Here is a 21,455-nt window from a genome sequence, read left to right as displayed (position 1 = left end):
TTTCCCGAAGGGAATTGCCGTGCTAAACCGTTATCCTTTGTGGAAGTATCTGATGCTGATCGTGGTGATCATCGTCGGTCTGCTTTATGCGCTTCCCAACCTCTATGGTGAGGATCCGGCTGTACAAATCACTGGCGCGCGCGGTGTCGCCGCCAGTGAAACTACGCTGGACCAAGTCCGTACCGTATTAGAAAAAGACAATATCGCGAGCAAGTCGATTGCGCTGGAAAATGGCGCCATCCTGGCTCGCTTTAAAGATCCTGACGTTCAGTTGCGTGCCCGTGAAGCCTTGATGGCGGAGCTGGGCGACAAGTTCGTCGTCGCGCTGAACCTGGCTCCGGCCACGCCGGCCTGGTTGGCCATGTTGGGCGCCGAGCCGATGAAGCTGGGCCTGGACCTGCGTGGTGGCGTGCACTTCCTGATGGAAGTGGACATGGACACCGCGCTGGGCAAGCTGCAGGAACAAACCATGGATACCCTGCGCAGCGAATTGCGTGAAAAGGGCATTCCTTATGCGTCTATCCGCAAGCTGGACAACAACGGCGTGGAAGTTCGCTTCCGTGACGATGCCGCTCGCGATCAGGCCATCAGCTACATTACCCCGCGTCAGCGCGATCTGGTGCTTTCCGCCAATGGCACCAATACCCTGAAAGCCAGCCTGACGGATGCTCGTCTGAGCGAAGCGCGCGAATATGCGGTGCAGCAGAACATCACTATCCTGCGTAACCGCGTCAACCAGCTCGGCGTTGCCGAACCGCTGGTGCAGCGCCAGGGCTCCGACCGTATCGTGGTTGAATTGCCGGGTATCCAGGACACCGCACGCGCCAAAGAGATTCTGGGCGCTACCGCTACGCTGGAATTCCGTCTGGTCAACACCAACGCGGATGCGACAGCCGCGGCCAACGGCCGTGTACCGGGTGATTCCGAGGTGAAAAACACGCGCGAAGGCCAGCCGGTAGTGCTGTATAAGCGTGTGATCCTGACCGGTGACCACATCACCGACTCTACCTCCAGCACCGACGAATACAACCAGCCGCAGGTTAATATCTCGCTCGACAGCGCCGGTGGCACGTCGATGTCCAACTTCACCAAGGACAACATCGGCAAACCGATGGCGACCCTGTTCGTGGAGTATAAGGACAGCGGCAAGAAAGACGCCAACGGCCGTGCGATTCTGGTGAAGCAGGAAGAAGTGATCAACGTGGCGAACATTCAGTCACGCTTGGGCAACAGCTTCCGTATCACCGGCATCGGCAACCCGAACGAAGCACGTCAGCTCTCGCTGCTGCTGCGCGCCGGTGCGCTGATTGCACCTATCCAGATCGTGGAAGAACGTACTATCGGCCCAACTCTGGGGCAACAGAACATTACCCAAGGTCTGGAAGCCTGTCTGTGGGGCCTGGTGGCTTCCATCGTGTTCATGGTGGTTTGGTACCGTAAGTTCGGCATGATCGCCACGACGGCGCTGGTGGCCAACCTGGTGCTGATTGTCGGCGTGATGTCCCTGTTGCCGGGGGCGACGCTGACCATGCCGGGCATTGCCGGTATCGTGCTGACGCTGGCGGTGGCGGTCGACGCCAACGTACTGATAAACGAACGTATCAAGGAAGAGCTGAAGAATGGACGCTCCATTCAACAGGCGATCCATGAAGGCTATAAAGGCGCGTTCTCCAGTATTGTTGACGCCAACATCACTACCCTGATCACCGCCATCATTCTGTACGCAGTGGGCACCGGTTCGATCAAGGGCTTTGCGATTACGACCGCAATCGGTGTGGCGACGTCCATGTTCACCGCGATTGTCGGTACCCGTGCCATCGTCAACCTGCTTTACGGCGGCAAACGCATTAACAAGCTGTCTATCTGAGGAGTGCGTTGTGGCACAGGATTATACTGTTGAACAACTCAACTACGGCCGTAAAGTCTATGACTTTATGCGCTGGGATTACGTGGCCTTCGGCATCTCATTGCTGCTGTTGGTCGCGTCAATCGCCACCATGTCGGTACGCGGGTTTAACTGGGGTCTGGATTTTACCGGCGGTACGGTAATCGAAATCAGCCTGGAAAAGCCGGCTAACCTCGATCTGATGCGCGATACGCTGGAAAAAGCCGGGTTCCAGGACCCGATTATTCAGAACTTCGGCAGCAGCCGTGACGTGATGGTGCGTATGCCACCGGCGACCGGCACTGCAGGCCAGGAACTGGGCAATAAAGTGATCGGCGTGATCAACGACGCGGTGGATAAAAACGCCACCGTGAAGCGTATCGAGTTCGTCGGCCCGAGCGTGGGCAGTGAACTGGCGCAGACCGGCGGCATGGCGTTGCTGGTGGCGTTGATCTGTATCCTGATCTACGTCGGTTTCCGCTTCGAATGGCGCCTGGCGCTGGGGGCGGTTATTGCGCTGGCGCACGACGTGATCATCACTATGGGCGTGCTGTCGCTGTTCCATATCGAGATTGACCTGACCATTGTCGCATCGTTGATGTCGGTTATCGGTTACTCGCTGAACGACAGTATCGTGGTTTCCGACCGTATTCGTGAGAACTTCCGCAAGATCCGTCGCGGAACGCCTTACGAAATCATGAACGTGTCGTTGACCCAAACGTTGAGCCGTACATTGATGACCTCCGGTACCACCTTGATGGTGGTGCTGATGCTGTACATCTTCGGTGGCGCCATGCTGCAGGGCTTCTCGTTGGCGATGCTGATCGGCGTGTCTATCGGTACCGTATCCTCTATCTACGTAGCGTCCGCGCTGGCGTTGAAACTGGGTATGAAACGCGAGCACATGCTGCAACAGAAAGTGGAAAAAGAGGGCGCAGATCAGCCTTCGATTCTGCCTTAATACGCTGATTTTTTCGGTGAAATAAAAAGGAGTGCCGTTTGGCGCTCCTTTTTTTTGCCTGCGGCGAGGGAGTGCGGATCAGTGTTGCTGTACCACCGCCGGTTGGGCGGTCGGAACGATACTGTGCAGCCGGACAAAGCCCAGTTGCTCCGGCGTCAGGCCGCTAAAGCGCAGTTCGAAATTCTGCTCCGGCTTCGGCAACAGCGAGTCTGCACTGGCGACCGGTTGTGACAGCGAGTCGGCGGTTAGCGGTTTACCGGTGACGGCATCCAGTTGCCCCCATTCCACCACCGCTTTAAATGCCGGCAGCGAAGCCTGCGAGAGCGTGCGAACGTGCAGCAATGCCTGGGTGCCGTTGGCTTCGGCTTTTACGTGGCTGAGCGACACGCTCAGTTCGCCGATGCTGCTTTGCAGGCGCGCGGCGTTATTGGCCGCAGGCAGCAGGTAGACGCCGCTGGTAGAGCTCTGATTCAGCTGGTTCTGCTGTTCCAGCACGGTGGCTTGCTGGGTCAGCGTAGTTAATTTCTGATTCAGTTCAACCACCTGGTGGCGGAGCTTCGGCACCTCGTGAGTTTGCGCACAGCCCGCCAGCAGAACAAGCGCGCTGAGCAGGAAAACTTTCGGATAAGGGGTTGTCATGGCGGCGATTTCCTATTCAATATCTCCTGTTATCAGCTTAGCCCGCCCGGCGAGGAAAGTCATGCGCGCCGCCGTTTTAGCGCCATTCGGTATCGCGGCTCGCAACAAATGGTCGACGGCCTTTGTTGTGACCGTACTTCGGGGTAAACTGCTCTTAACTATGAAAACGTTTATCAGGACGTGTTATGCATTGCCCTTTTTGCGCCGCCGTTGATACCAAAGTCATTGATTCCCGTCTGGTGGGCGATGGTTCGCAGGTGCGCCGTCGCCGCCAGTGTTTGGTTTGTAATGAACGTTTCACCACCTTTGAAGTGGCTGAGCTGGTGATGCCACGGGTGATAAAAAGCGACGAAGTGCGTGAGCCGTTCAACGAAGACAAACTGCGTCGCGGCATGCTGAAAGCGTTGGAAAAACGCCCGGTCAGCTCCGACGACGTGGAAAATGCGATTAACCACATCAAATCCCAGCTGCGCGCCACCGGTGAACGCGAAGTACCGACCAAGCTGGTCGGCAACCTGGTGATGGACGCGCTGAAGAAGCTGGATAAAGTGGCCTATATTCGTTTCGCCTCGGTTTACCGCAGCTTTGAAGATATTCGCGAATTCGGCGAAGAAATCGCCCGTCTGCAAGACTAAGGGATAGCGCATGCATAACGACGAATTTTATATGGCACGTGCCTTTGAGTTGGCGCGGCTGGGGCGTTTCACTACCGCACCGAACCCGAACGTCGGCTGCGTTATCGTGCGTGACGGCGAAATCGTCGGCGAAGGTTATCACCTGCGCGCCGGCGAACCTCATGCGGAAGTGCATGCGTTGCGCATGGCGGGCGAGCGGGCGCGCGGCGCCACCGCTTATGTCACGCTGGAGCCCTGCAGCCATCACGGGCGCACGCCGCCTTGTGCTGATGCGCTGGTCGCCGCCGGCGTTGCCCGCGTGGTTGCGGCGATGCAGGATCCCAATCCGGAGGTTGCCGGTCGTGGTCTGTACAAGCTGCAACAGGCGGGTATAGACGTGCGCCACGGCCTGATGCTGAGCGATGCGGAAGCGGTGAATCCGGGTTTTCTCAAACGCATGCGCACCGGTTTTCCTTATGTGCAACTGAAGCTGGGGGCCTCGCTCGATGGCCGCACGGCCATGGCTTCCGGCGAGAGCCAGTGGATCACCTCACCGCAGGCGCGGCAGGACGTGCAGCGTTTGAGAGCGCAAAGCGCCGCCATCCTGAGCACCAGCGCCACCGTGTTGGCCGACGATCCGTCGCTGACGGTGCGTTGGGATGAGCTGGATACCGCCACTCAGAGCCTCTACCCACGTGAAAATCTGCGCCAGCCACTGCGCATTATCCTCGACAGCCAGAACCGCGTAACGCCGCAGCATCGGGTAGTGCAGCAGCCGGGAACGACCTGGCTGGCGCGGTTGCAGCCGGACGATCAGAACTGGCCGCAGGAGGTTGAACAACTGACATTTCCGGCGCACGGCGGCGGGGTGGATCTGGTCGTGATGATGATGCAACTGGCGAAACGCCAGGTGAATTCCATCTGGGTAGAAGCCGGCGCTGCGCTTTCCGGCGCGTTGTTGCAGGCAGGGCTGGTTGATGAGCTCATTTTGTACATCGCGCCAAAACTGATGGGCGATAATGGGCGCGGCCTGTGCCGGTTGCCGGGCCTTGAAAACCTGGCCGATGCGCCGGAATTCGTCTTCAGCGAAGTACGGCAAATCGGCCCCGACCTGCGCTTGCGGCTGAAGCCGAAATACTGAATGTAAAGTCTGTTTGCCGCTCCGATTGGCGTTTTACAAAACCGCCGCGCAGGCAGATAAAGAATGTGATAGAATCCGCCCCCCTGCGGGGTATCGAACCCATTTTTAAGGAAAGCCCATGAAAGTTATCGAAGGTGTTGTTGCTACTCCAAATGCCCGTGTGGCGATCGCAATTGCACGTTTTAACAATTTCATCAACGACAGCCTGCTGCAAGGTGCCATCGACGCACTCAAGCGCATTGGTCAGGTTGCTGACGACAACATCACCGTTGTCTGGGTCCCGGGCGCTTACGAGCTGCCGCTGACGGCTCGCGTGTTGGCCAACACCGGCAAATACGATGCGATTATCGCGTTGGGTACCGTTATCCGTGGGGGCACCGCGCACTTCGAATATGTCGCGGGCGAAGCCAGTTCCGGTATCGGCAGCGTTTCTCTGAACGCTGAAATCCCGGTTGCCTTTGGCGTGCTGACCACCGAGAGCATCGAACAGGCTATCGAGCGTGCCGGCACCAAAGCGGGCAACAAGGGTGCTGAAGCGGCTCTGACCGCACTTGAAATGATTAATGTTATCGAAGCTATTAAAGCCTGAATTTAGTTAAGGGGAATTCCGTGAAACCTGCTGCTCGTCGCCGCGCTCGTGAGTGCGCTGTTCAAGCGCTTTACTCTTGGCAGTTGTCTAAAAATGACATTGCCGATGTTGAACACCAGTTCCTGACGGAGCAAGATGTCAAAGATGTGGACATCGCCTATTTTCGGGAGCTGCTGTCCGGCGTGGCGGTGAATGCGGGTCTGCTGGATGGCCTGATGGAACCCTTCCTGTCGCGTCAGCTCGAAGAGCTGGGCCAGGTAGAAAGAGCCGTTCTGCGCATTGCACTGTTTGAACTGAAAATGCGTCAGGATGTGCCTTATAAAGTGGCTATCAACGAAGCGATCGAACTGGCGAAAACCTTCGGCGCTGAAGACAGCCACAAGTTTGTGAATGGCGTGCTGGATAAAGCAGCACCAAGCATTCGCAAGAAAAAATAAAAAATTAAGGCCGGCATCGCCGGCCTTAATTTCTTCTATTGGAATATCGACCATGGCATGCGGCGAATTTGACCTCATTGCCCGCTATTTTGACCGGTTTAAGAGTCTGCGCCGGGACGTACAGTTGGGCATTGGAGATGACTGCGCACTCCTGACAGTGGCAGAAAAACAGCTTTTGGCCGTCAGTACCGACACCCTGGTTTCGGGCGTTCACTTCCTGCCGGATATCGATCCGGCCGATCTCGGCTACAAAGCGCTGGCAGTCAACCTGAGCGATCTGGCGGCAATGGGCGCCGATCCGGCCTGGCTTTCACTGGCGTTAACCTTGCCTGACGTGAATGAGCCCTGGCTGAAGGCGTTCAGCGACAGCCTGTTCGAACAGCTTAATTATTACGGTATGCAATTGATTGGCGGCGACACCACGCGCGGCCCGTTGAGCATGACGTTAACCATTCATGGCTTGATCCCGGCCGGCCGGGCGTTGACTCGCAGCGGTGCGCGCATCGGCGATTGGATCTACGTTACCGGTACGTTGGGCGACAGCGCCGCCGGCCTGGCTATCTTGCAGGAGCGCCTGCAGGTAGCGGATACCGACGCCCGCGATTACCTGATTGGCCGCCATCTGCGGCCGCAGCCACGGGTGTTGCAAGGGCAGGCGCTGCGTGATTTGGCCAGCTCTGCGATCGATATTTCCGACGGGCTGATCTCCGATCTGAAGCACGTGCTGAAAGCCTCCGAGTGCGGGGCGCGCATCGTTCTGGATGAGCTGCCGCTGTCGCAGGTGTTGAGCAGCCATACGGACGCTGAACAAGCGCTGCGCTGGGCGCTGACCGGCGGTGAGGATTACGAACTGTGCTTTACGGTGCCGGAAATCAATCGCGGTGCGCTGGAAGTGGCGCTGAGCCATCTGGGCGCGGATTACACCTGCATTGGCCAGATTGGCCCGCTTTCCGAAGGCATTAAATTCTACCGCAACGATGAAGCGGTGGAACTGCCGTGGAAGGGCTTCGATCATTTCAGCGCGGAGCAGGCGTAACATGGATGAAGCTAAACGCCGTCTGCGGATGAGCAATCCGTGGCATTTGCTGGCTACCGGTTTCGGCAGCGGCCTGTCACCGGTGGTGCCGGGCACCATGGGATCGCTGGCGGCGATCCCGTTCTGGTTGCTGCTGATCCAACTGCCGTGGCAGCTCTATTCGCTGCTGGTGATGTTCAGCATCTGTATCGGCGTCTATTTGTGCCACCAGACAGCCAAGGATATGCGGGTACACGATCACGGCAGCATCGTCTGGGACGAGTTTGTCGGCATGTGGATCACGCTGATGGCGTTGCCGGTTAACGACTGGCAGTGGGTAGCCGCAGGTTTCGTGATTTTCCGTATTCTCGACATGTGGAAACCCTGGCCTATCCGCTGGTTCGATCGCAACGTGCATGGCGGTATGGGCATCATGGTCGACGACATCGTCGCCGGGGTGCTTTCGGCCGGCATCATCTACCTGATTGGCCACCACTGGCCGCTCGGGCTGTTTTGATTACAGGGGCGCAGTTCAACACGGCTGCGCCCTTGAAACCTCCGTGTTATTCAAACCCCGTCACGTGATGCGGCACATAGGCCGTTTCCAGCTCGGCAATCTCTTCGGGCGTTAATGCCAGATCGACGGCGGCCACGGCATCTTCCAGATGTTCCTGGCGCGAGGCGCCGATAATAGGAGCACTGACCACCGGTTTGCTCAACAGCCAGGCCAGCGCGATCTGTGCACGCGATACACCGCGTTCTTGAGCAAGGGTGGCGACGCGTTCGGCGATAATGCCATCGATACCTTCGGTTTCGTCATACAGATTTTTGCCGACCTGATCGGACACCAGCCGTGCGGTGGTTTCACCCCATGGGCGAGTCAGACGGCCGCGAGCCAGCGGGCTCCACGGCAGCACCGCGATGCCTTCGGCGGCACACAGCGGATGCATTTCGCGCTCTTCCTCACGTTGAATCAGGTTGTACTGGTCCTGCATGCTGACAAACCGCGTCCAGCCGTGCAGATCGGCGGTGTACAGTGCTTTGGCGAATTGCCAGGCATACATCGACGACGCACCTATATAGCGCGCTTTACCGGCCCTGACCACGTCATGCAGTGCTTCCAGCGTTTCTTCAATGGGCGTTTCATAATCCCAACGGTGGATTTGCAGTAGATCGACATAGTCGGTGCCCAATCGTTTCAGGCTGTCGTCGATAGACTGCATGATTTTGGCGCGCGACAAGCCGCGTTCCAGATTACTCAGGGGGAAATAGACTTTGGTGGCGATCACCACGTCATCACGGCGCGCGTAATCCCTCAGCGCCCGGCCGACGATCTCCTCGCTGCTGCCGTCTGAGTAGCTGTTGGCGGTGTCGAAGAAATTGATGCCGGCATCCAGTGCCTGCTTCAGCAGCGGACGGCTGCTTTCTTCCGGCAGCGTCCAGGCGTGGTTGCCGCGGTTGGGTTCACCGTAGGTCATACAACCCAGGCAGATGCGCGAGACGTTCAGATCGGTGTTACCCAGTTTCAGATACTTCATGCTTGCCTCCCAGTGTCAGCACAGATCTATAACTGTAGTGGATTATCGGGATGACTGAGACGAAAACGCCCCCGCAAAGCGGAGGCGTCGGTCAATCAGGCGCGGGGATTATTGCGCCAGCCAGGCTTCGATTTGTCGCCGTATGCCGGCGGCGTCCAGGCCCAAATCGACCCGAACCTCTTCCTGGCTGCCTTGCGACACAAAGCTGTCCGGCAGGCCGATATTCAGTACCGGCACTGCGCGGCGTTTGGCCATCAGCAGCTCGTTCACGCCGCTGCCGGCGCCGCCCATAATGGCGTTCTCTTCCAGCGTGACCAGTACCTCGTGGCTGGCAGCCAGTTCCAGCACCAGCTGTTCGTCCAGCGGTTTCACGAAACGCATATCCACCAGCGTGGCATTGAGAGCCTCCGCCACCTGAGCCGCTTCCGGCAGCAGGGTGCCAAAGTTCAGTATCGCGACCTTTTCGCCTTCCCGGCGCACCACGCCTTTGCCTATCGGCAACGCGCCAAGCGGTTCCAGCTGCGCACCTGTGCCGTTACCGCGCGGGTAGCGGACGGCGCTTGGGCCTTCGTTATAGTGATAGCCGGTGTACAGCATCTGGCGGCATTCGTTCTCATCACTTGGCGTCATGATCACCATGGTCGGGATACAGCGCATGAATGACAGATCGAACGCCCCCTGGTGAGTCTGGCCGTCGGCGCCGACGATACCGCCGCGATCGATGGCAAACATCACCGGCAGTTTTTGGATCGCCACATCGTGGATCAGTTGATCGTAAGCGCGCTGCAGGAAGGTGGAGTAAATCGCCACCACCGGCTTGTAGCCGCCAATCGCCAGACCGGCGGCAAAGGTGACCGCATGCTGTTCGGCAATGGCGACGTCAAAGTATTGCTGCGGATAGTCACGAGAGAACTGCACCATGCCGGAGCCTTCGCGCATCGCTGGGGTAATGGCCATCAGCGAGCTGTCTTTGGCGGCGGTTTCGCACAGCCAGTCACCGAAGATTTTTGAATAGGACGGTTGACCGCCGGCGCTTTTCGGCAAGGTGCCGCTGGCCGGATCGAATTTCGGTACTGCGTGGAAGCTGATCGGATCTTTTTCCGCCGGCGCGTAACCCCGGCCCTTTTTGGTCATGATGTGCAGCAACTGCGGGCCTTTCAGATCACGCATGTTTTTCAGCGTGGCGACCAGCCCCTGGACATCGTGGCCGTCGACCGGGCCGATGTAGTTAAAACCCAGCTCTTCGAACAGCGTGCCCGGTACCACCATGCCTTTCAGGTGTTCTTCGGTGCGTTTGACCAACTCTTTGATGGGCGGCAGGCCGGACAGCACTCTTTTGCCGCCTTCGCGCAGGGTGGAATAGAGTTTGCCGGAAAGCAGTTGCGCCAGATGATTGTTCAGCGCGCCCACGTTTTCGGAAATCGACATTTCGTTATCGTTCAGCACCACCAGCATATCCGGGTTGATGTCCCCGGCGTGGTTCATGGCTTCAAACGCCATGCCGGCGGTGATCGCGCCGTCGCCAATCACGCAGACCGTGCGGCGATTCTTGCCTTCACGCTCCGCGGCAACCGCCATGCCGAGGCCGGCGCTGATCGAGGTAGACGAGTGGCCAACCGACAGCACGTCATATTCACTCTCAGCACGCCAGGGAAAAGGGTGCAGGCCGTCTTTCTGGCGGATGGTGGAAATCCTGTCGCGACGGCCGGTCAGAATTTTATGCGGGTAGGCCTGGTGGCCAACGTCCCATACCAGATGATCGAAGGGTGTGTTGTAAACATAGTGCAATGCCACCGTCAGTTCGACGGTACCCAGCCCGGACGCAAAGTGGCCGCTGGAGCGGCTGACGCTGTCCAGCAGGTATTGCCGCAGTTCGTCACACAGCTTCGGCAGGCTCTCTTTTGGCAGCGAGCGGAGTTCATCGGGATTTTCCACTAGCGCCAAGGTCGGGTATTTGGCTATATCAAGACTCATTCGATACTCATATCAGAGGAGTTAACGTCACACGTTAATTGTCGCGTTCAATAATGAAGCTGGCTAACGCTCGCAATGGCGCTGTGTTATAAGATTGCGCTGCCAAAGTGTCTAATGCAGCTAAAGCTTCCTGATAGAGATCCCACGCTTTTGCTTTCGCGCTGTCAAGCCCGAGCAAAGCTGGATAGGTGCTCTTTCCGTGTTGCTGGTCCGCTCCCTGGCGTTTACCGATTTTCTCGGTTTCGCCGACAACGTCCAAAATGTCATCCTGTACCTGAAACGCCAGGCCGATCGCCGCAGCGTAACGGTCAAGCTGCGGCAGCGCTGCACGGCCAGGTTCACCGGCGGCCAAAGCCCCAAGGCGAACCGCCGCGCGGATTAATGCGCCGGTCTTGTGGCGGTGTATCAGCTCCAGCGCAGGCAGATCAATTTGCCTGCCTTCAGCCTCGAGATCCAACGACTGGCCACCGCACATGCCGGCAGCGCCGCTGGCGGTCGCCAGTTCGGACACCATGGCCAGCCGATCGCGCAGCGCCACGTCGGGCATGTCGGCATCGGCCAGAATGGAAAATGCCAGCGTCTGCAGTGCATCACCCGCCAGGATCGCGCTGGCTTCACCAAATTTGATATGGCAGGTAGGCTGACCGCGACGCAGATCGTCATCGTCCATTGCCGGAAGATCGTCGTGGATCAACGAATAGGCATGAATGCATTCTACCGCAGCGGCCGGCACATCCAAATTATTCAGTGAAACGCCAAACATCTGCCCGGTGGTATACACCAGGAACGGGCGCAGACGTTTGCCGCCCAGCAGCGCGCCGTGGCGCATGGCGGCCACCATGTTGCCTTCATTGAACGGCAGCGGCGCGATAAAATCCAGCAGCGCGCGGTCGGCCCGCTGGCGAAAAGCCTGTAACTGCTCAGAAAAAGCGGCCTGTTGGACGATCTCAGACATGACGATTACTCTGCATCCGGGGTGAAAGGCGCCAGCGCGGCGTCATCGGCGCTGTCGTTAAGTAAAATTTGCACACGCTGCTCGGCCTGTTGCAGCTTCTGTTGGCCCTGGCGCGCCAGCTGAACGCCGCGTTCGAATTCATTCAGCGCGTCTTCCAGCGGTAACTCACCCGATTCCAGACGCGTCACGATGTTTTCCAGTTCGCTGAGGGAACTTTCAAAGCTGATGCTTTGCTCTGTACTGTCTGATTGTGCAGGTTTTTTCGGCATAATTTTCTTTTTACATCATCATGTGAACAGTGGCGCCAGAGCCTATCCTAGCGGATTTTGATTAGCAAATCATGGCGCGCATGTGTGGTTTTGTGCACCGGGCTTCACCAGATAGTGATATACTCTGCGCCGCAAATGCGATTGATAAAACATTCGGCAGTGCCGTTGGTTTTATCAATCGCATATACATTGTAAATCCTTTTCCCTCGTAATTCTGACAATAAAGACCGCCATGAAGTTTATCATTAAATTGTTCCCGGAAATCACCATCAAGAGTCAATCTGTGCGCTTGCGCTTTATCAAGATTCTCTCGACCAATATCCGCAATGTCCTGAAGCAGTATGATGAAACGCTGGCGGTTGTCCGTCACTGGGATCATATCGAAGTTCGCGCCAAAGATGAAAATCAGCGGCCGGTGATTGCCGACGCGCTGACGCGCATTCCCGGCATCCACCATATTCTGGAAGTGGAAGACCGCGGCTACACCGATATCCACCATATTTTCGAGCAGACGCTGGAAGCTTACCGCGAGCAGTTGGAGGGTAAGACCTTCTGCGTGCGCGTTAAGCGCCGCGGCAAGCAAGACTTCAACTCGCAGGACGTGGAACGTTACGTTGGCGGCGGTTTGAACCAGCACATCGAAAGTGCGCGCGTTAAGCTGTCGCACCCGCAGGTGACGGTCAACCTGGAAATCGAAGACGACAAGCTGATGCTGGTAAAAGCGCGCCGCGAAGGCATCGGCGGTTACCCGGTGGGCACTCAGGAAGACGTGCTGTCGCTGATTTCCGGCGGTTTCGACTCGGGCGTTTCCAGCTATATGCTGATGCGTCGCGGTTGCCGCGTGCATTACTGTTTCTTCAATCTGGGCGGTGCGGCGCATGAAATCGGCGTCAAGCAGGTGGCGTATTATCTGTGGAACCGCTTTGCCAGCTCGCACAAGGTGCGCTTTGTCGCCATCGATTTCGAACCCGTGGTCGGCGAGATCCTGGAAAAGGTCGACGATGGTCAGATGGGCGTGGTGCTCAAACGCATGATGGTGCGCGCAGCCTCGCAAGTTGCGGAACGTTATGGCGTACAGGCGCTGGTCACCGGTGAGGCGCTGGGTCAGGTGTCCAGCCAGACGCTGACTAATCTGCGTTTGATCGACAATGCGTCCGATACCCTGATCCTGCGTCCGCTGATTTCGCACGACAAAGAACACATCATCAAAGTGGCGCGCGAAATCGGCACCGAAGACTTTGCCAAGACCATGCCGGAATACTGTGGTGTGATCTCGAAAAGCCCGACGGTAAAAGCGATCAAAGCCAAAATTGAAGAGGAGGAAAGCCACTTCGATTTTTCCATTCTCGATCGCGTGGTGAGTGAAGCGAAGAATGTCGATATCCGTACCATCGCCGAACAGGCGCAGGAACAGGTTGCTGAAGTAGAAACCGTGGCGGCCTTTGGCGCTGACGAAGTGATCCTGGATATCCGTTCTAACGACGAGCAAGAAGAGAAGCCGCTGAAGCTGGAACAGGTTGAGGTGAAACCGCTGCCGTTCTACAAACTCAGCACGCAGTTTGGCTCCCTGGATCAGAGCAAAACTTACCTGCTGTACTGCGATCGTGGCGTGATGAGCCGCCTGCAGGCGCTGTACCTGCTGGAGCAGGGATTCACCAATGTGAAGGTTTATCGCCCTTAAATCCACGTCATACTTGAAGCTGCAACTGTGTTGGCTGCATGCGCTCACCCCGGTCACTTACTCAAGTAAGCTCCCGGGGATTCCCGCACTGGCCGCCTGGTTGCAGCTCCAATTATTTTGTGGATTATCTATTTTAACCTCAGAACTGATGCTTGCTAATCGCGGAAATCGTACATCCCCGGAATCAACACCAGCTGCGCTGCTATTTCCGCCGCTTTGGCCTTACCCAGCAGCAAATCGATCAACTTCAGCGCAAACTCCATCGACGTTCCCGGCCCCTGGCTGGTGAGCAGGTTGACGCGCGCATCGTATACCACGCGCCGCTCCATCCATTTGTCTGCCGGGATCTGATCTTTCAATCCGGGGAAACCGGTCATATTGCCGATGGGGAACAGATCGTGGTGTTGCAGCACCAGGGCCGGCGCCGCACAGATAGCGGCGACGATGTTGCCCTGCAGATGCATCTGACGCACTTTCTCTACCAACAGCGGGCTGTCGCGAAAACACTCGGCGCCTTTCAGGCCGCCGGGCAGCACGATGGCATCGAAGGGATCGTCCACAATCGACACCAGCGGCGCGTCCGCCAGCAGCTTTACGCCGCGCGAGCAGACGATAGTCAGGTCACCGTCGCCGGCCACGCTGGCGGTAGTGACTTTCACGCCCGCTCGTACCAGAAGATCGATGGTAGTGACGGCTTCGGTTTCTTCGCTACCAGGTGCCAGGCAGACCAGCGCCGATACGCTCATATTCATTTTCCTTTCGCTTAATCAGTTCAAACAACCGCGCGTTCTCCGGCAGAATCATGCCGTGGCTGCGCGCGCGGCGCAGCAGATAGCCGGTAATGTAGTCGATCTCGGTATGCCGCTGGGTGCGGACATCCTGCAGCATCGAAGAGATGTTATCTGCGGTGCTCTGAATCACTTCCATCACGTATTGCCGCAGCCCTTCGCATGAGGTGTGGTAGCCTTCCATTTCCATCACGCCGGAGACTTCGCGGCACAGGGTTTCGATTTGCTCCGGGTAACGCTGCAATTCGCCATTACGGCAGTCATACAAAGCCGTAAGGGGGTTAATCACGCAGTTGACCGCCAGCTTGCGCCAGTTTGCCGACGCAATGTTGTTGTGCCAGGCCACATCGGGCAAAGCCTGATGCAACATTTCCGCCAGATGGCTGAGATGTATCGCCGCCGGCGATGTCGGGCCGATATGGGTGGTGCCGCCGGCAACATGGATAATGGTGCTGCCTTCGCGCCTTGCCGCGTGGGTCGTGGTGCCCTGCAATATGGGCTGGCTGTTTGCCGGCAGTTCATCCTGGGTGCCCATGCCGTTATGCAGCAGCAGTATGGCGCAACGCGGGTTCAACCTGGGCAGCAGCGCGCTGACGGCGCTGGAAACCTGCCAGGCTTTCAGCGTGACCAGCAACAGTTCGCTTTGGGCCAGATGTTCGGGATCGTTGGTGGGCAAATTACGGTTGAACGAGGTGCCCTCAGGCTCAATCACGTTCACTGCGCAGAAGGGTTGCGGTACCCGCAGCCATCCTTGTACGTCGTGGCCCTGCTGATAAAGCCTGGAGAGCCACAGTTGTCCGAGCGCACCGCAACCAAGAATAGTTATTTTCATTCAGTCTCCTTGGGGTAACGGGAATACCGCTCAATTACTGTCGTATAATTATAGACTTTTCTGCTATCCGGCGAGATATCTGCCGGTAGGTTCAGCAGATTTTGCCTGAGGCGCTAAAGCGGTTATCATGCTCGGCATCGAAATCGCCTATCGCATTAGGCTCTAATTCAGGAGGAAGAAGTATGCCATCTTTCGACATTGTTTCCGAAATTGATATGCAGGAAGTGCGTAACGCCGTTGAGAACGCCACACGCGATCTCGGCACCCGTTGGGATTTCCGCAACGTGCCGGCCAGTTTTGAGCTGAACGAAAAAGATGAAAGCATCAAAGTCGCCAGCGAATCTGATTTCCAGGTGCAGCAACTGATCGATATTCTGCGTGAGAAACTGAGCAAGCGCAGTATCGATGGCGGCGCGCTGGAGATCCCGGACGAAATGACCCACAGCGGCAAAACCTACAGCGTGGAAGCCAAGCTGAAACAGGGGATTGAAACCACGCAGGCGAAGAAAATCGTCAAGCTGATCAAAGACAGCAAGCTGAAGGTGCAGGCACAAATTCAAGGTGATGAAGTCCGCGTTACCGGCAAGTCACGCGACGATCTGCAAGGGGTTATGGCGCTGGTGCGCGGCGCCGATCTGGGGCAACCGTTCCAGTTCAAAAACTTCCGCGATTAACTTTTCCGCGACGATATTACCAAGGGCCAGCAAGCTGGCCCTTTCTATTACGACAGCTACAGCGAATTTACCAGAGCTTCCAACTGACCGCGGTTGGTCTGTTTGGTATCGACCTTCACGTAGGCGCTGCGCTCTTCGGGCACTACTATCGCTTCCGCCACGCCAGGCTGGGCCTTCAGACGGCTTTCCAGCGCAGAATCCTTCACCGCCAGTTCCGACAACGTAATGCGCAGGCTGCTGACGTACGGCGGTTCTTGCATGGTGCTGCTGACCAGGAACCAAACGGCGGCGATAACCGCACCGGCGATAAACACCAAGCCGGCGCCCTGCAGGCCATACAACAAGCCGCCCAAGCTGCCGCCAATCGCCACGCCGATAAACTGGCTGGTGGAGTAAACCCCCATAGCGGTACCTTTGTAACCGGCCGGCGATTCTTTGCTGATCAACGAAGGCAGAATCGCTTCCATCACGTTAAACGCCATGAAGAACAGCTGCACGCCGGCAATGATGCCCCACAGATGGGCGCCGGACAGCCACAACAGCACTTCGGCACAGAACAGAACCGCCACGCAGCCCATAAACACCTGCTTCATGCGGCGTTTCATTTCGGCATAAATGATAAAGGGCACCACGGCGGCAAAAGAAACCAGCATGGTGACCAAATAGACGATCCAATGCCGGCTCGGCGCCAAACCGGCTTTTTCCATCGCCAGCGGCAGTGCCACGAAGCTGGACATCAGCAGAATATGCAGACACATGATGCCGAAATTCAGCTTCAGCAGGCGGGAGTTGCTCAACACCTTGCTGAAGCTGCCGCGCACGATGCTGGATTCACGGTTCAGCACGTGGCTGTCTGCGGACGGCACCACCGCCAGGGTAATCACGATACCGGCCAAGGCCAGCACGGCAATCATCCAAAATAGCGCATGCAGGCCGAAAGCGTGGGTGACGATCGGGCCGACCACCATGGCAATGGCAAAGGTGATGCCGAAGCTAACGCCGATAAACGCCATCGCCTTGGTGCGGTTCTGCTCGCGGGTCAGGTCTGACAGCAACGCCATCACTGCCGCCGCGATAGCGCCGGAGCCCTGCAATGCTCGGCCGAGGATCACGCCCCAAATGGAGTCGGTGACGGCGGCAATCACGCTGCCCAGCGCAAAGATCAATAGCCCGCCGACGATCAGCGGCTTGCGGCCGATGCGGTCGGAAATCAGGCCGAAGGGGATCTGAAACACCGCTTGTGCCAGGCCGTAAATGCCGATGGCGATACCGATCAGCGTTTCGCTGGCGCCGTTCAACGCCATACCGTAGGTGGTCAGTACCGGCAGCACCATAAACATGCCAAGCATGCGCAGTGAAAATACCGTTCCTAATCCCCAGGTCGCCCGTCGTTCCTGCGGGGTCATTGCATTGTCGTTCATTAAAACCTCATTAAAAGCCATTCCAGCAGGTTATCGGCGATAACGCCTGGTGGGATAGCTTCTGAAAAGCTGCGTCATTTTAGTGTGAAGGGCAGGGGGGGTAAATCGAATGTTGTTTAACAGATATTACAGTTCGGCGGCTTTTCGGCGAGACAAATAAAATGGGCCGCTAAGCGGCCCATTCACAGACGATTTGGCTTACCAGACGTAAGTCATCAGCGTTTCTGGCGATGCCGTTGCGCTGAAGTCGATAGACATCATTACGCTCAGCGAAGTGATGGCAACAATGGAGAACACAAACAGTTTGCGCGCCCAGATGCTGTCATTTTCTGTTTTGTAACCACGCAGCGCCATACCCAGCCACCATACGCTTACCGCCGCAGCGACGATCAGGTATTTGTAGCCGGCGTAGCCGCTTAGGGTCAGCATCAGCGTAGCAATCATAAACGCCAAGATGTAGACCGTGATGTGGTTCTTCGCCACGGAAATGCCTTTGACCACCGGCAGAACCGGAATGTTGGCCGCCTGGTAATCTTTAAAGCGGAAGATGGCAATCGCGTAGGAATGCGGCATCTGCCACAGGCTAAAGATAGCCAGCAGGATCAACGCACCGGCATCAAACTCGTTGGTCACCGCGCAATAACCGATAACCGGTGGCGCAGCGCCCGACAGGCTGCCGATCAGCGTGCCGTATACCGAGTGGCGTTTCATGTACAGGCTATAAACGCCGACATAAACCACGAAGCCCATCACCGCCAGCCACATGGCCAGCGGGTTGGCGCCGATATACAGCAACACAAAGCCCGCAATACCCAAAACGGTAGCATAAACCAGGGTCACACTCGGCGCGATCAGGCCTTTCACCAGCACCCGGTTCTTCGTTCTCTCCATTTTCTTGTCGATGTCGCGGTCAATGTAGTTGTTAAACACACAGCCCGAAGCGACAACCAACGAGACACCCACCAGGGTGGCGAGAAACAGGGGATAATCGATGCTTCCTTTGGAAGCGAGCAGAAATCCCCCTACGACAGAAATTAAATTGCCGAAAATAATTCCTGGTTTAGTTACTTGCAGGTATTGCTTAATCATCACGTGCAGCTCGGCTCTTTAACTGACCATCATATTGATGTTGAGGTTGTACATAATCCAGAGTGAACCCACAACAACGATACCGATGATCATAGCGGTGAACAGCAATGCCACCAGGTTCCAGCGCTCTTCCGATGAGGTATTCATGTGCAGGAAGTAAATCAGGTGAACAATCACCTGAATGACTGCCATGCCAACTACAACCGCCAGGATGGTTGAGTGAGAGGCTGTGCCGCTCATCACCATCGCAAATGGAATCACCGTCAGGATGATCGACAGGATAAAGCCGATCAGATATGACTTAACGCTACCGTGGCTTGCGCCGCCGTGAGAAGTTTCATGGGATGAATGGCTCATGACATAACCCCCAGCAGGTAAACAACGGTAAATACGCAGATCCAGACCACGTCGAGGAAGTGCCAGAACAGGCTCAGACACATCAGACGGGTTTTGTTGGTTGAAGTCAGGCCACGCTTGCTCACCTGAATCATCATGATGATGATCCAAACCAGACCGGTAGACACGTGCAGACCGTGAGTAGCAACCAGTGCGAAGAAGCCGGACAGGAACGCGCTGCGATCCGGACCGAAGCCTTCGGCGATCAGATGATGGAATTCATAGATTTCCATCGCTACGAAGCCCAGACCGAACAGGAAGGTCAGGAACAGCCAGGTATTAACGCTGCCAACCTTGCCTTTGTTCATGCCGATCATCGCCATACCGTAGGTGATGGAGCTGAACAACAGCAGGAAGGTTTCAACCAGGACAAACTTCAGATCGAAGATGTCTTTGCCAGAGGGACCGCCGGCGGTCCCGTTCACCAGTACTGCATAAGTCGCGAACAAGCTCGCAAACAAAATACAGTCGCTCATCAGGTAGATCCAGAATCCGAAGACTTTGGTCTCGCCTGCGTCATGGTGCCCATGCTCTGCATGGGCTGCGTTATGGTTAGTCAGAGTATCAGTTGACATGTTTCACGCCTGCTTTGCTGATTTGTTCATAGTGTTGGTTCTCAATGCGCTCGATTTCATCAACCTGCACATAGTAATCAACATCTTCATCGAAGCTCTTGGCAATCCAGGTCACGATCATACCTACGAAGGCAGCGATCGCCATCCACCAGATGTCCCAGATCATCGCGAAACCGAATACCAGGCTGAAGCCAGCGATAATCACACCGGCGCCGGTATTTTTCGGCATATGAATCGGTTCATACTTAGCCGGTTTCTTATAGGCTTCGCCTTTTTCTTTCATGTCCCAGAATTCATCACGGTCATGAATCTGCGGCACTACGGCAAAGTTATAGAACGGCGGTGGAGACGAGGTAGACCACTCCAACGTACGAGCGCCCCATGGGTCACCGGTCAGATCGCGGTTCTGCTCGCGGTCACGCACGCTGACGAAGATCTGGATCAGCTGGCACAGAATACCGCAGGCGATCAGCGCTGCACCGCCAGCCGCTACCAGCAGCAGTGGGTGGAACTCAGGGTTGATGTTCTGGCTGATACGACGAGTCATACCCATAAAGCCCAGAGCATACAGCGGCATAAAGGCCACGAAGAAACCGATGATCCAGAACCAGAACGCGCGGATGCCCCATTTTTCGTTCAGCGTGAAGCCGAAGGATTTAGGGAACCAGTAAGTCAGGCCTGCGAAGCAACCGAACACCACACCACCGATGATAACGTTATGGAAGTGGGCAATCAGGAACAGACTGTTGTGCAGCACGAAGTTCGCGCCCGGAACGGCCAGCAGCACGCCGGTCATCCCACCCACAGAGAAGGTGATGATGAAGCCGATGGTCCACAGCATTGCCGAGTTGAACTGAATGCGGCCCTGGTACATGGTGAACAGCCAGTTGAAGATTTTCACCCCGGTAGGGATGGAAATGATCATGGTGGCGATACCGAAGAAGGCGTTGACGTTCGCGCCGGACCCCATGGTAAAGAAGTGGTGCAGCCATACGATAAACGACAGAACGGTAATCGCGATGGTTGCCCATACCAGTGAGGTATAGCCGAACAGGCGTTTTCTGGAGAAGGTCGCGGTCACTTCGGAGAACACACCGAACACCGGCAGTACCAGAATATACACCTCTGGGTGACCCCAGGCCCAAATCAGGTTGATGTACATCATCATGTTGCCGCCCATATCATTGGTAAAGAAATGGGTGCCCAGATAGCGATCCAGGGTCAGCAACGCGATGGTGACGGTCAGAATTGGGAAAGAAACGATGATCAGGACGTTAGTACACAGCGCCGCCCAGGTGAACACCGGCATCTTCATCAGAGGCATGCCAGGGGCACGCATCTTCATGATGGTGGCGAAGAAGTTCACACCGGTCAACAGGGTACCCAGACCGGAAATCTGCAGACTCCAGATCCAGTAATCGACCCCGACGCCAGGACTGTATTCCTTGCCCGACAGCGGCGGATAAGCCAGCCAACCGGTCTGCGCGAACTCACCAACCCCCAGAGAGATGTTGATCAGCACTACGCCCACCACGAAGAACCAGAAGCTCAGGGAGTTCAGGAACGGGAAGGCAACGTCACGGGCGCCGATTTGCAACGGAACCACAACGTTCATCAGACCAACCACGAAAGGCATCGCCATGAAGAAGATCATGATTACGCCGTGAGCGGTAAAGATTTGGTCGTAGTGGTGCGGCGGCAGGAACCCGGCCTCGCCGGCGGACGCAAGCGCCTGCTGGCTACGCATCATGATGGCATCGGCGAAACCACGCAGCAACATAACCATTGCCACGATGATGTACATGATACCAATTTTTTTGTGGTCGACCGAAGTCAGCCAATCGCTCCACAGCCATTTCCATTTGCCGAAATAGGTTATCAGAGCCAGCAGAGCCAGGCCCCCGATAACAATTGCAGCAACGGTGATCATGATGATCGGTTCGTGGTACGGAACCGCATCAAGTGTTAATTTTCCCAACATC

22 protein-coding genes are annotated in these 21,455 nt (G+C 56.6%); 10 read left to right on the top strand and 12 right to left on the bottom strand.

Annotation, left to right across the window (positions count from 1 at the left end):
- Positions 1–19: 19 nt before the first annotated feature.
- Positions 20–1,867: a protein translocase subunit SecD gene (gene secD, locus ACUTQW_RS18455; protein WP_071531432.1), complete on the top strand. Its 1,848-nt coding sequence runs from the start codon at positions 20–22 to the stop codon at positions 1,865–1,867.
- 10 nt (positions 1,868–1,877) lie between these two features.
- Positions 1,878–2,846, top strand: coding sequence for a protein translocase subunit SecF (gene secF / locus ACUTQW_RS18450; RefSeq protein WP_037432251.1), 969 nt, complete (start codon positions 1,878–1,880; stop codon positions 2,844–2,846).
- Positions 2,847–2,924: 78 nt separating this feature from the next.
- Here the strand turns inward: secF and ACUTQW_RS18445 are convergent, their stop codons facing one another.
- Complete coding sequence (locus ACUTQW_RS18445; protein WP_006323922.1) at positions 2,925–3,485, bottom strand: SadB/YajI family lipoprotein; 561 nt, start codon at positions 3,483–3,485, stop codon at positions 2,925–2,927.
- A 185-nt stretch (positions 3,486–3,670) separates the two neighbouring features.
- Between ACUTQW_RS18445 and nrdR the strand changes: the two genes are divergently transcribed.
- The 6 genes from nrdR (at position 3,671) to pgpA (ending at position 7,798) form a co-directional block, all read left to right on the top strand.
- A complete protein-coding gene (nrdR, locus tag ACUTQW_RS18440) occupies positions 3,671–4,120 on the top strand; it encodes a transcriptional regulator NrdR (protein ID WP_004949256.1) in 450 nt (149 codons plus the stop codon).
- A 10-nt stretch (positions 4,121–4,130) separates the two neighbouring features.
- Entirely contained in the window at positions 4,131–5,240 is a 1,110-nt protein-coding gene (gene ribD, locus ACUTQW_RS18435; RefSeq protein ID WP_006323923.1) for a bifunctional diaminohydroxyphosphoribosylaminopyrimidine deaminase/5-amino-6-(5-phosphoribosylamino)uracil reductase RibD, read from the top strand.
- A gap of 118 nt (positions 5,241–5,358) precedes the next feature.
- Positions 5,359–5,829 (top strand): 6,7-dimethyl-8-ribityllumazine synthase, encoded by a 471-nt coding sequence (gene ribH, locus ACUTQW_RS18430; protein WP_006323924.1) that lies wholly within the window; start codon positions 5,359–5,361, stop codon positions 5,827–5,829.
- A gap of 20 nt (positions 5,830–5,849) precedes the next feature.
- Positions 5,850–6,266 carry a transcription antitermination factor NusB gene (gene nusB, locus ACUTQW_RS18425; RefSeq protein ID WP_013811729.1) on the top strand — a complete coding sequence of 139 codons (417 nt, stop codon included), beginning with the start codon at positions 5,850–5,852 and terminating at the stop codon, positions 6,264–6,266.
- A gap of 52 nt (positions 6,267–6,318) precedes the next feature.
- Positions 6,319–7,302 (top strand): thiamine-phosphate kinase, encoded by a 984-nt coding sequence (gene thiL / locus ACUTQW_RS18420; RefSeq protein ID WP_020438542.1) that lies wholly within the window; start codon positions 6,319–6,321, stop codon positions 7,300–7,302.
- Positions 7,244–7,798 (top strand): phosphatidylglycerophosphatase A, encoded by a 555-nt coding sequence (gene pgpA / locus ACUTQW_RS18415; RefSeq protein ID WP_171407129.1) that lies wholly within the window; start codon positions 7,244–7,246, stop codon positions 7,796–7,798. Before thiL ends, pgpA begins: the two co-directional genes overlap by 59 nt.
- Positions 7,799–7,844: 46 nt before the next feature.
- Here the strand turns inward: pgpA and ACUTQW_RS18410 are convergent, their stop codons facing one another.
- The 4 genes from ACUTQW_RS18410 to xseB form a co-directional block, all read right to left on the bottom strand.
- Positions 7,845–8,819, bottom strand: a complete 975-nt coding sequence (locus tag ACUTQW_RS18410; RefSeq protein ID WP_006323927.1) for an aldo/keto reductase — start codon at positions 8,817–8,819, stop codon at positions 7,845–7,847.
- 108 nt (positions 8,820–8,927) lie between these two features.
- Complete coding sequence (gene dxs / locus ACUTQW_RS18405) at positions 8,928–10,793, bottom strand: 1-deoxy-D-xylulose-5-phosphate synthase (RefSeq protein ID WP_004949271.1); 1,866 nt, start codon at positions 10,791–10,793, stop codon at positions 8,928–8,930.
- A 34-nt stretch (positions 10,794–10,827) separates the two neighbouring features.
- Positions 10,828–11,748, bottom strand: a complete 921-nt coding sequence (ispA, locus tag ACUTQW_RS18400) for a (2E,6E)-farnesyl diphosphate synthase (RefSeq protein ID WP_004949273.1) — start codon at positions 11,746–11,748, stop codon at positions 10,828–10,830.
- A 5-nt stretch (positions 11,749–11,753) separates the two neighbouring features.
- On the bottom strand, positions 11,754–12,017 hold the full coding sequence (xseB, locus tag ACUTQW_RS18395) for an exodeoxyribonuclease VII small subunit (protein WP_004949276.1): 264 nt from the start codon (positions 12,015–12,017) through the stop codon (positions 11,754–11,756).
- Positions 12,018–12,249: 232 nt separating this feature from the next.
- On the opposite strand from xseB, the gene thiI reads away from it, so the two are divergent.
- Positions 12,250–13,698 carry a tRNA uracil 4-sulfurtransferase ThiI gene (gene thiI, locus ACUTQW_RS18390; RefSeq protein ID WP_004949278.1) on the top strand — a complete coding sequence of 483 codons (1,449 nt, stop codon included), beginning with the start codon at positions 12,250–12,252 and terminating at the stop codon, positions 13,696–13,698.
- A 155-nt stretch (positions 13,699–13,853) separates the two neighbouring features.
- Here thiI and yajL read toward each other — a convergent pair whose 3' ends face one another.
- Entirely contained in the window at positions 13,854–14,444 is a 591-nt protein-coding gene (gene yajL, locus ACUTQW_RS18385) for a protein deglycase YajL (RefSeq protein WP_006323929.1), read from the bottom strand.
- Positions 14,407–15,318 carry a 2-dehydropantoate 2-reductase gene (panE, locus tag ACUTQW_RS18380; protein WP_062793170.1) on the bottom strand — a complete coding sequence of 304 codons (912 nt, stop codon included), beginning with the start codon at positions 15,316–15,318 and terminating at the stop codon, positions 14,407–14,409. The genes yajL and panE overlap by 38 nt, the downstream gene beginning before the upstream one ends.
- A 182-nt stretch (positions 15,319–15,500) precedes the next feature.
- On the opposite strand from panE, the gene ACUTQW_RS18375 reads away from it, so the two are divergent.
- Positions 15,501–15,992, top strand: coding sequence for a YajQ family cyclic di-GMP-binding protein (locus ACUTQW_RS18375; protein ID WP_006323931.1), 492 nt, complete (start codon positions 15,501–15,503; stop codon positions 15,990–15,992).
- Positions 15,993–16,048: 56 nt separating this feature from the next.
- On the opposite strand, the gene ACUTQW_RS18370 is transcribed toward ACUTQW_RS18375, so the two are convergent.
- The 5 genes from ACUTQW_RS18370 to cyoB all read right to left on the bottom strand — a co-directional run bounded on the left by ACUTQW_RS18370 (position 16,049) and on the right by cyoB (position 21,454).
- Complete coding sequence (locus tag ACUTQW_RS18370; RefSeq protein WP_062793168.1) at positions 16,049–17,413, bottom strand: MFS transporter; 1,365 nt, start codon at positions 17,411–17,413, stop codon at positions 16,049–16,051.
- A gap of 198 nt (positions 17,414–17,611) precedes the next feature.
- Complete coding sequence (cyoE, locus tag ACUTQW_RS18365) at positions 17,612–18,502, bottom strand: heme o synthase (protein ID WP_004949283.1); 891 nt, start codon at positions 18,500–18,502, stop codon at positions 17,612–17,614.
- Positions 18,503–18,520: 18 nt separating this feature from the next.
- Positions 18,521–18,859, bottom strand: coding sequence for a cytochrome o ubiquinol oxidase subunit IV (locus ACUTQW_RS18360; protein ID WP_004949284.1), 339 nt, complete (start codon positions 18,857–18,859; stop codon positions 18,521–18,523).
- The gene (locus tag ACUTQW_RS18355; RefSeq protein WP_006319781.1) at positions 18,856–19,473 is read right to left on the bottom strand and encodes a cytochrome o ubiquinol oxidase subunit III; all 618 of its coding nucleotides are present in this window, start codon (positions 19,471–19,473) and stop codon (positions 18,856–18,858) included. Before ACUTQW_RS18355 ends, ACUTQW_RS18360 begins: the two co-directional genes overlap by 4 nt.
- Positions 19,463–21,454 carry a cytochrome o ubiquinol oxidase subunit I gene (gene cyoB, locus ACUTQW_RS18350; protein ID WP_004949288.1) on the bottom strand — a complete coding sequence of 664 codons (1,992 nt, stop codon included), beginning with the start codon at positions 21,452–21,454 and terminating at the stop codon, positions 19,463–19,465. The genes ACUTQW_RS18355 and cyoB overlap by 11 nt, the downstream gene beginning before the upstream one ends.
- Position 21,455 lies beyond the last annotated feature (1 nt).

It is taken from the genome of Serratia sp. TSA_7 (assembly GCF_052692135.1).
The sequence above is the reverse complement of the archived record's forward strand: the minus strand, read 5'-3'. Positions and strand labels throughout refer to the sequence as shown.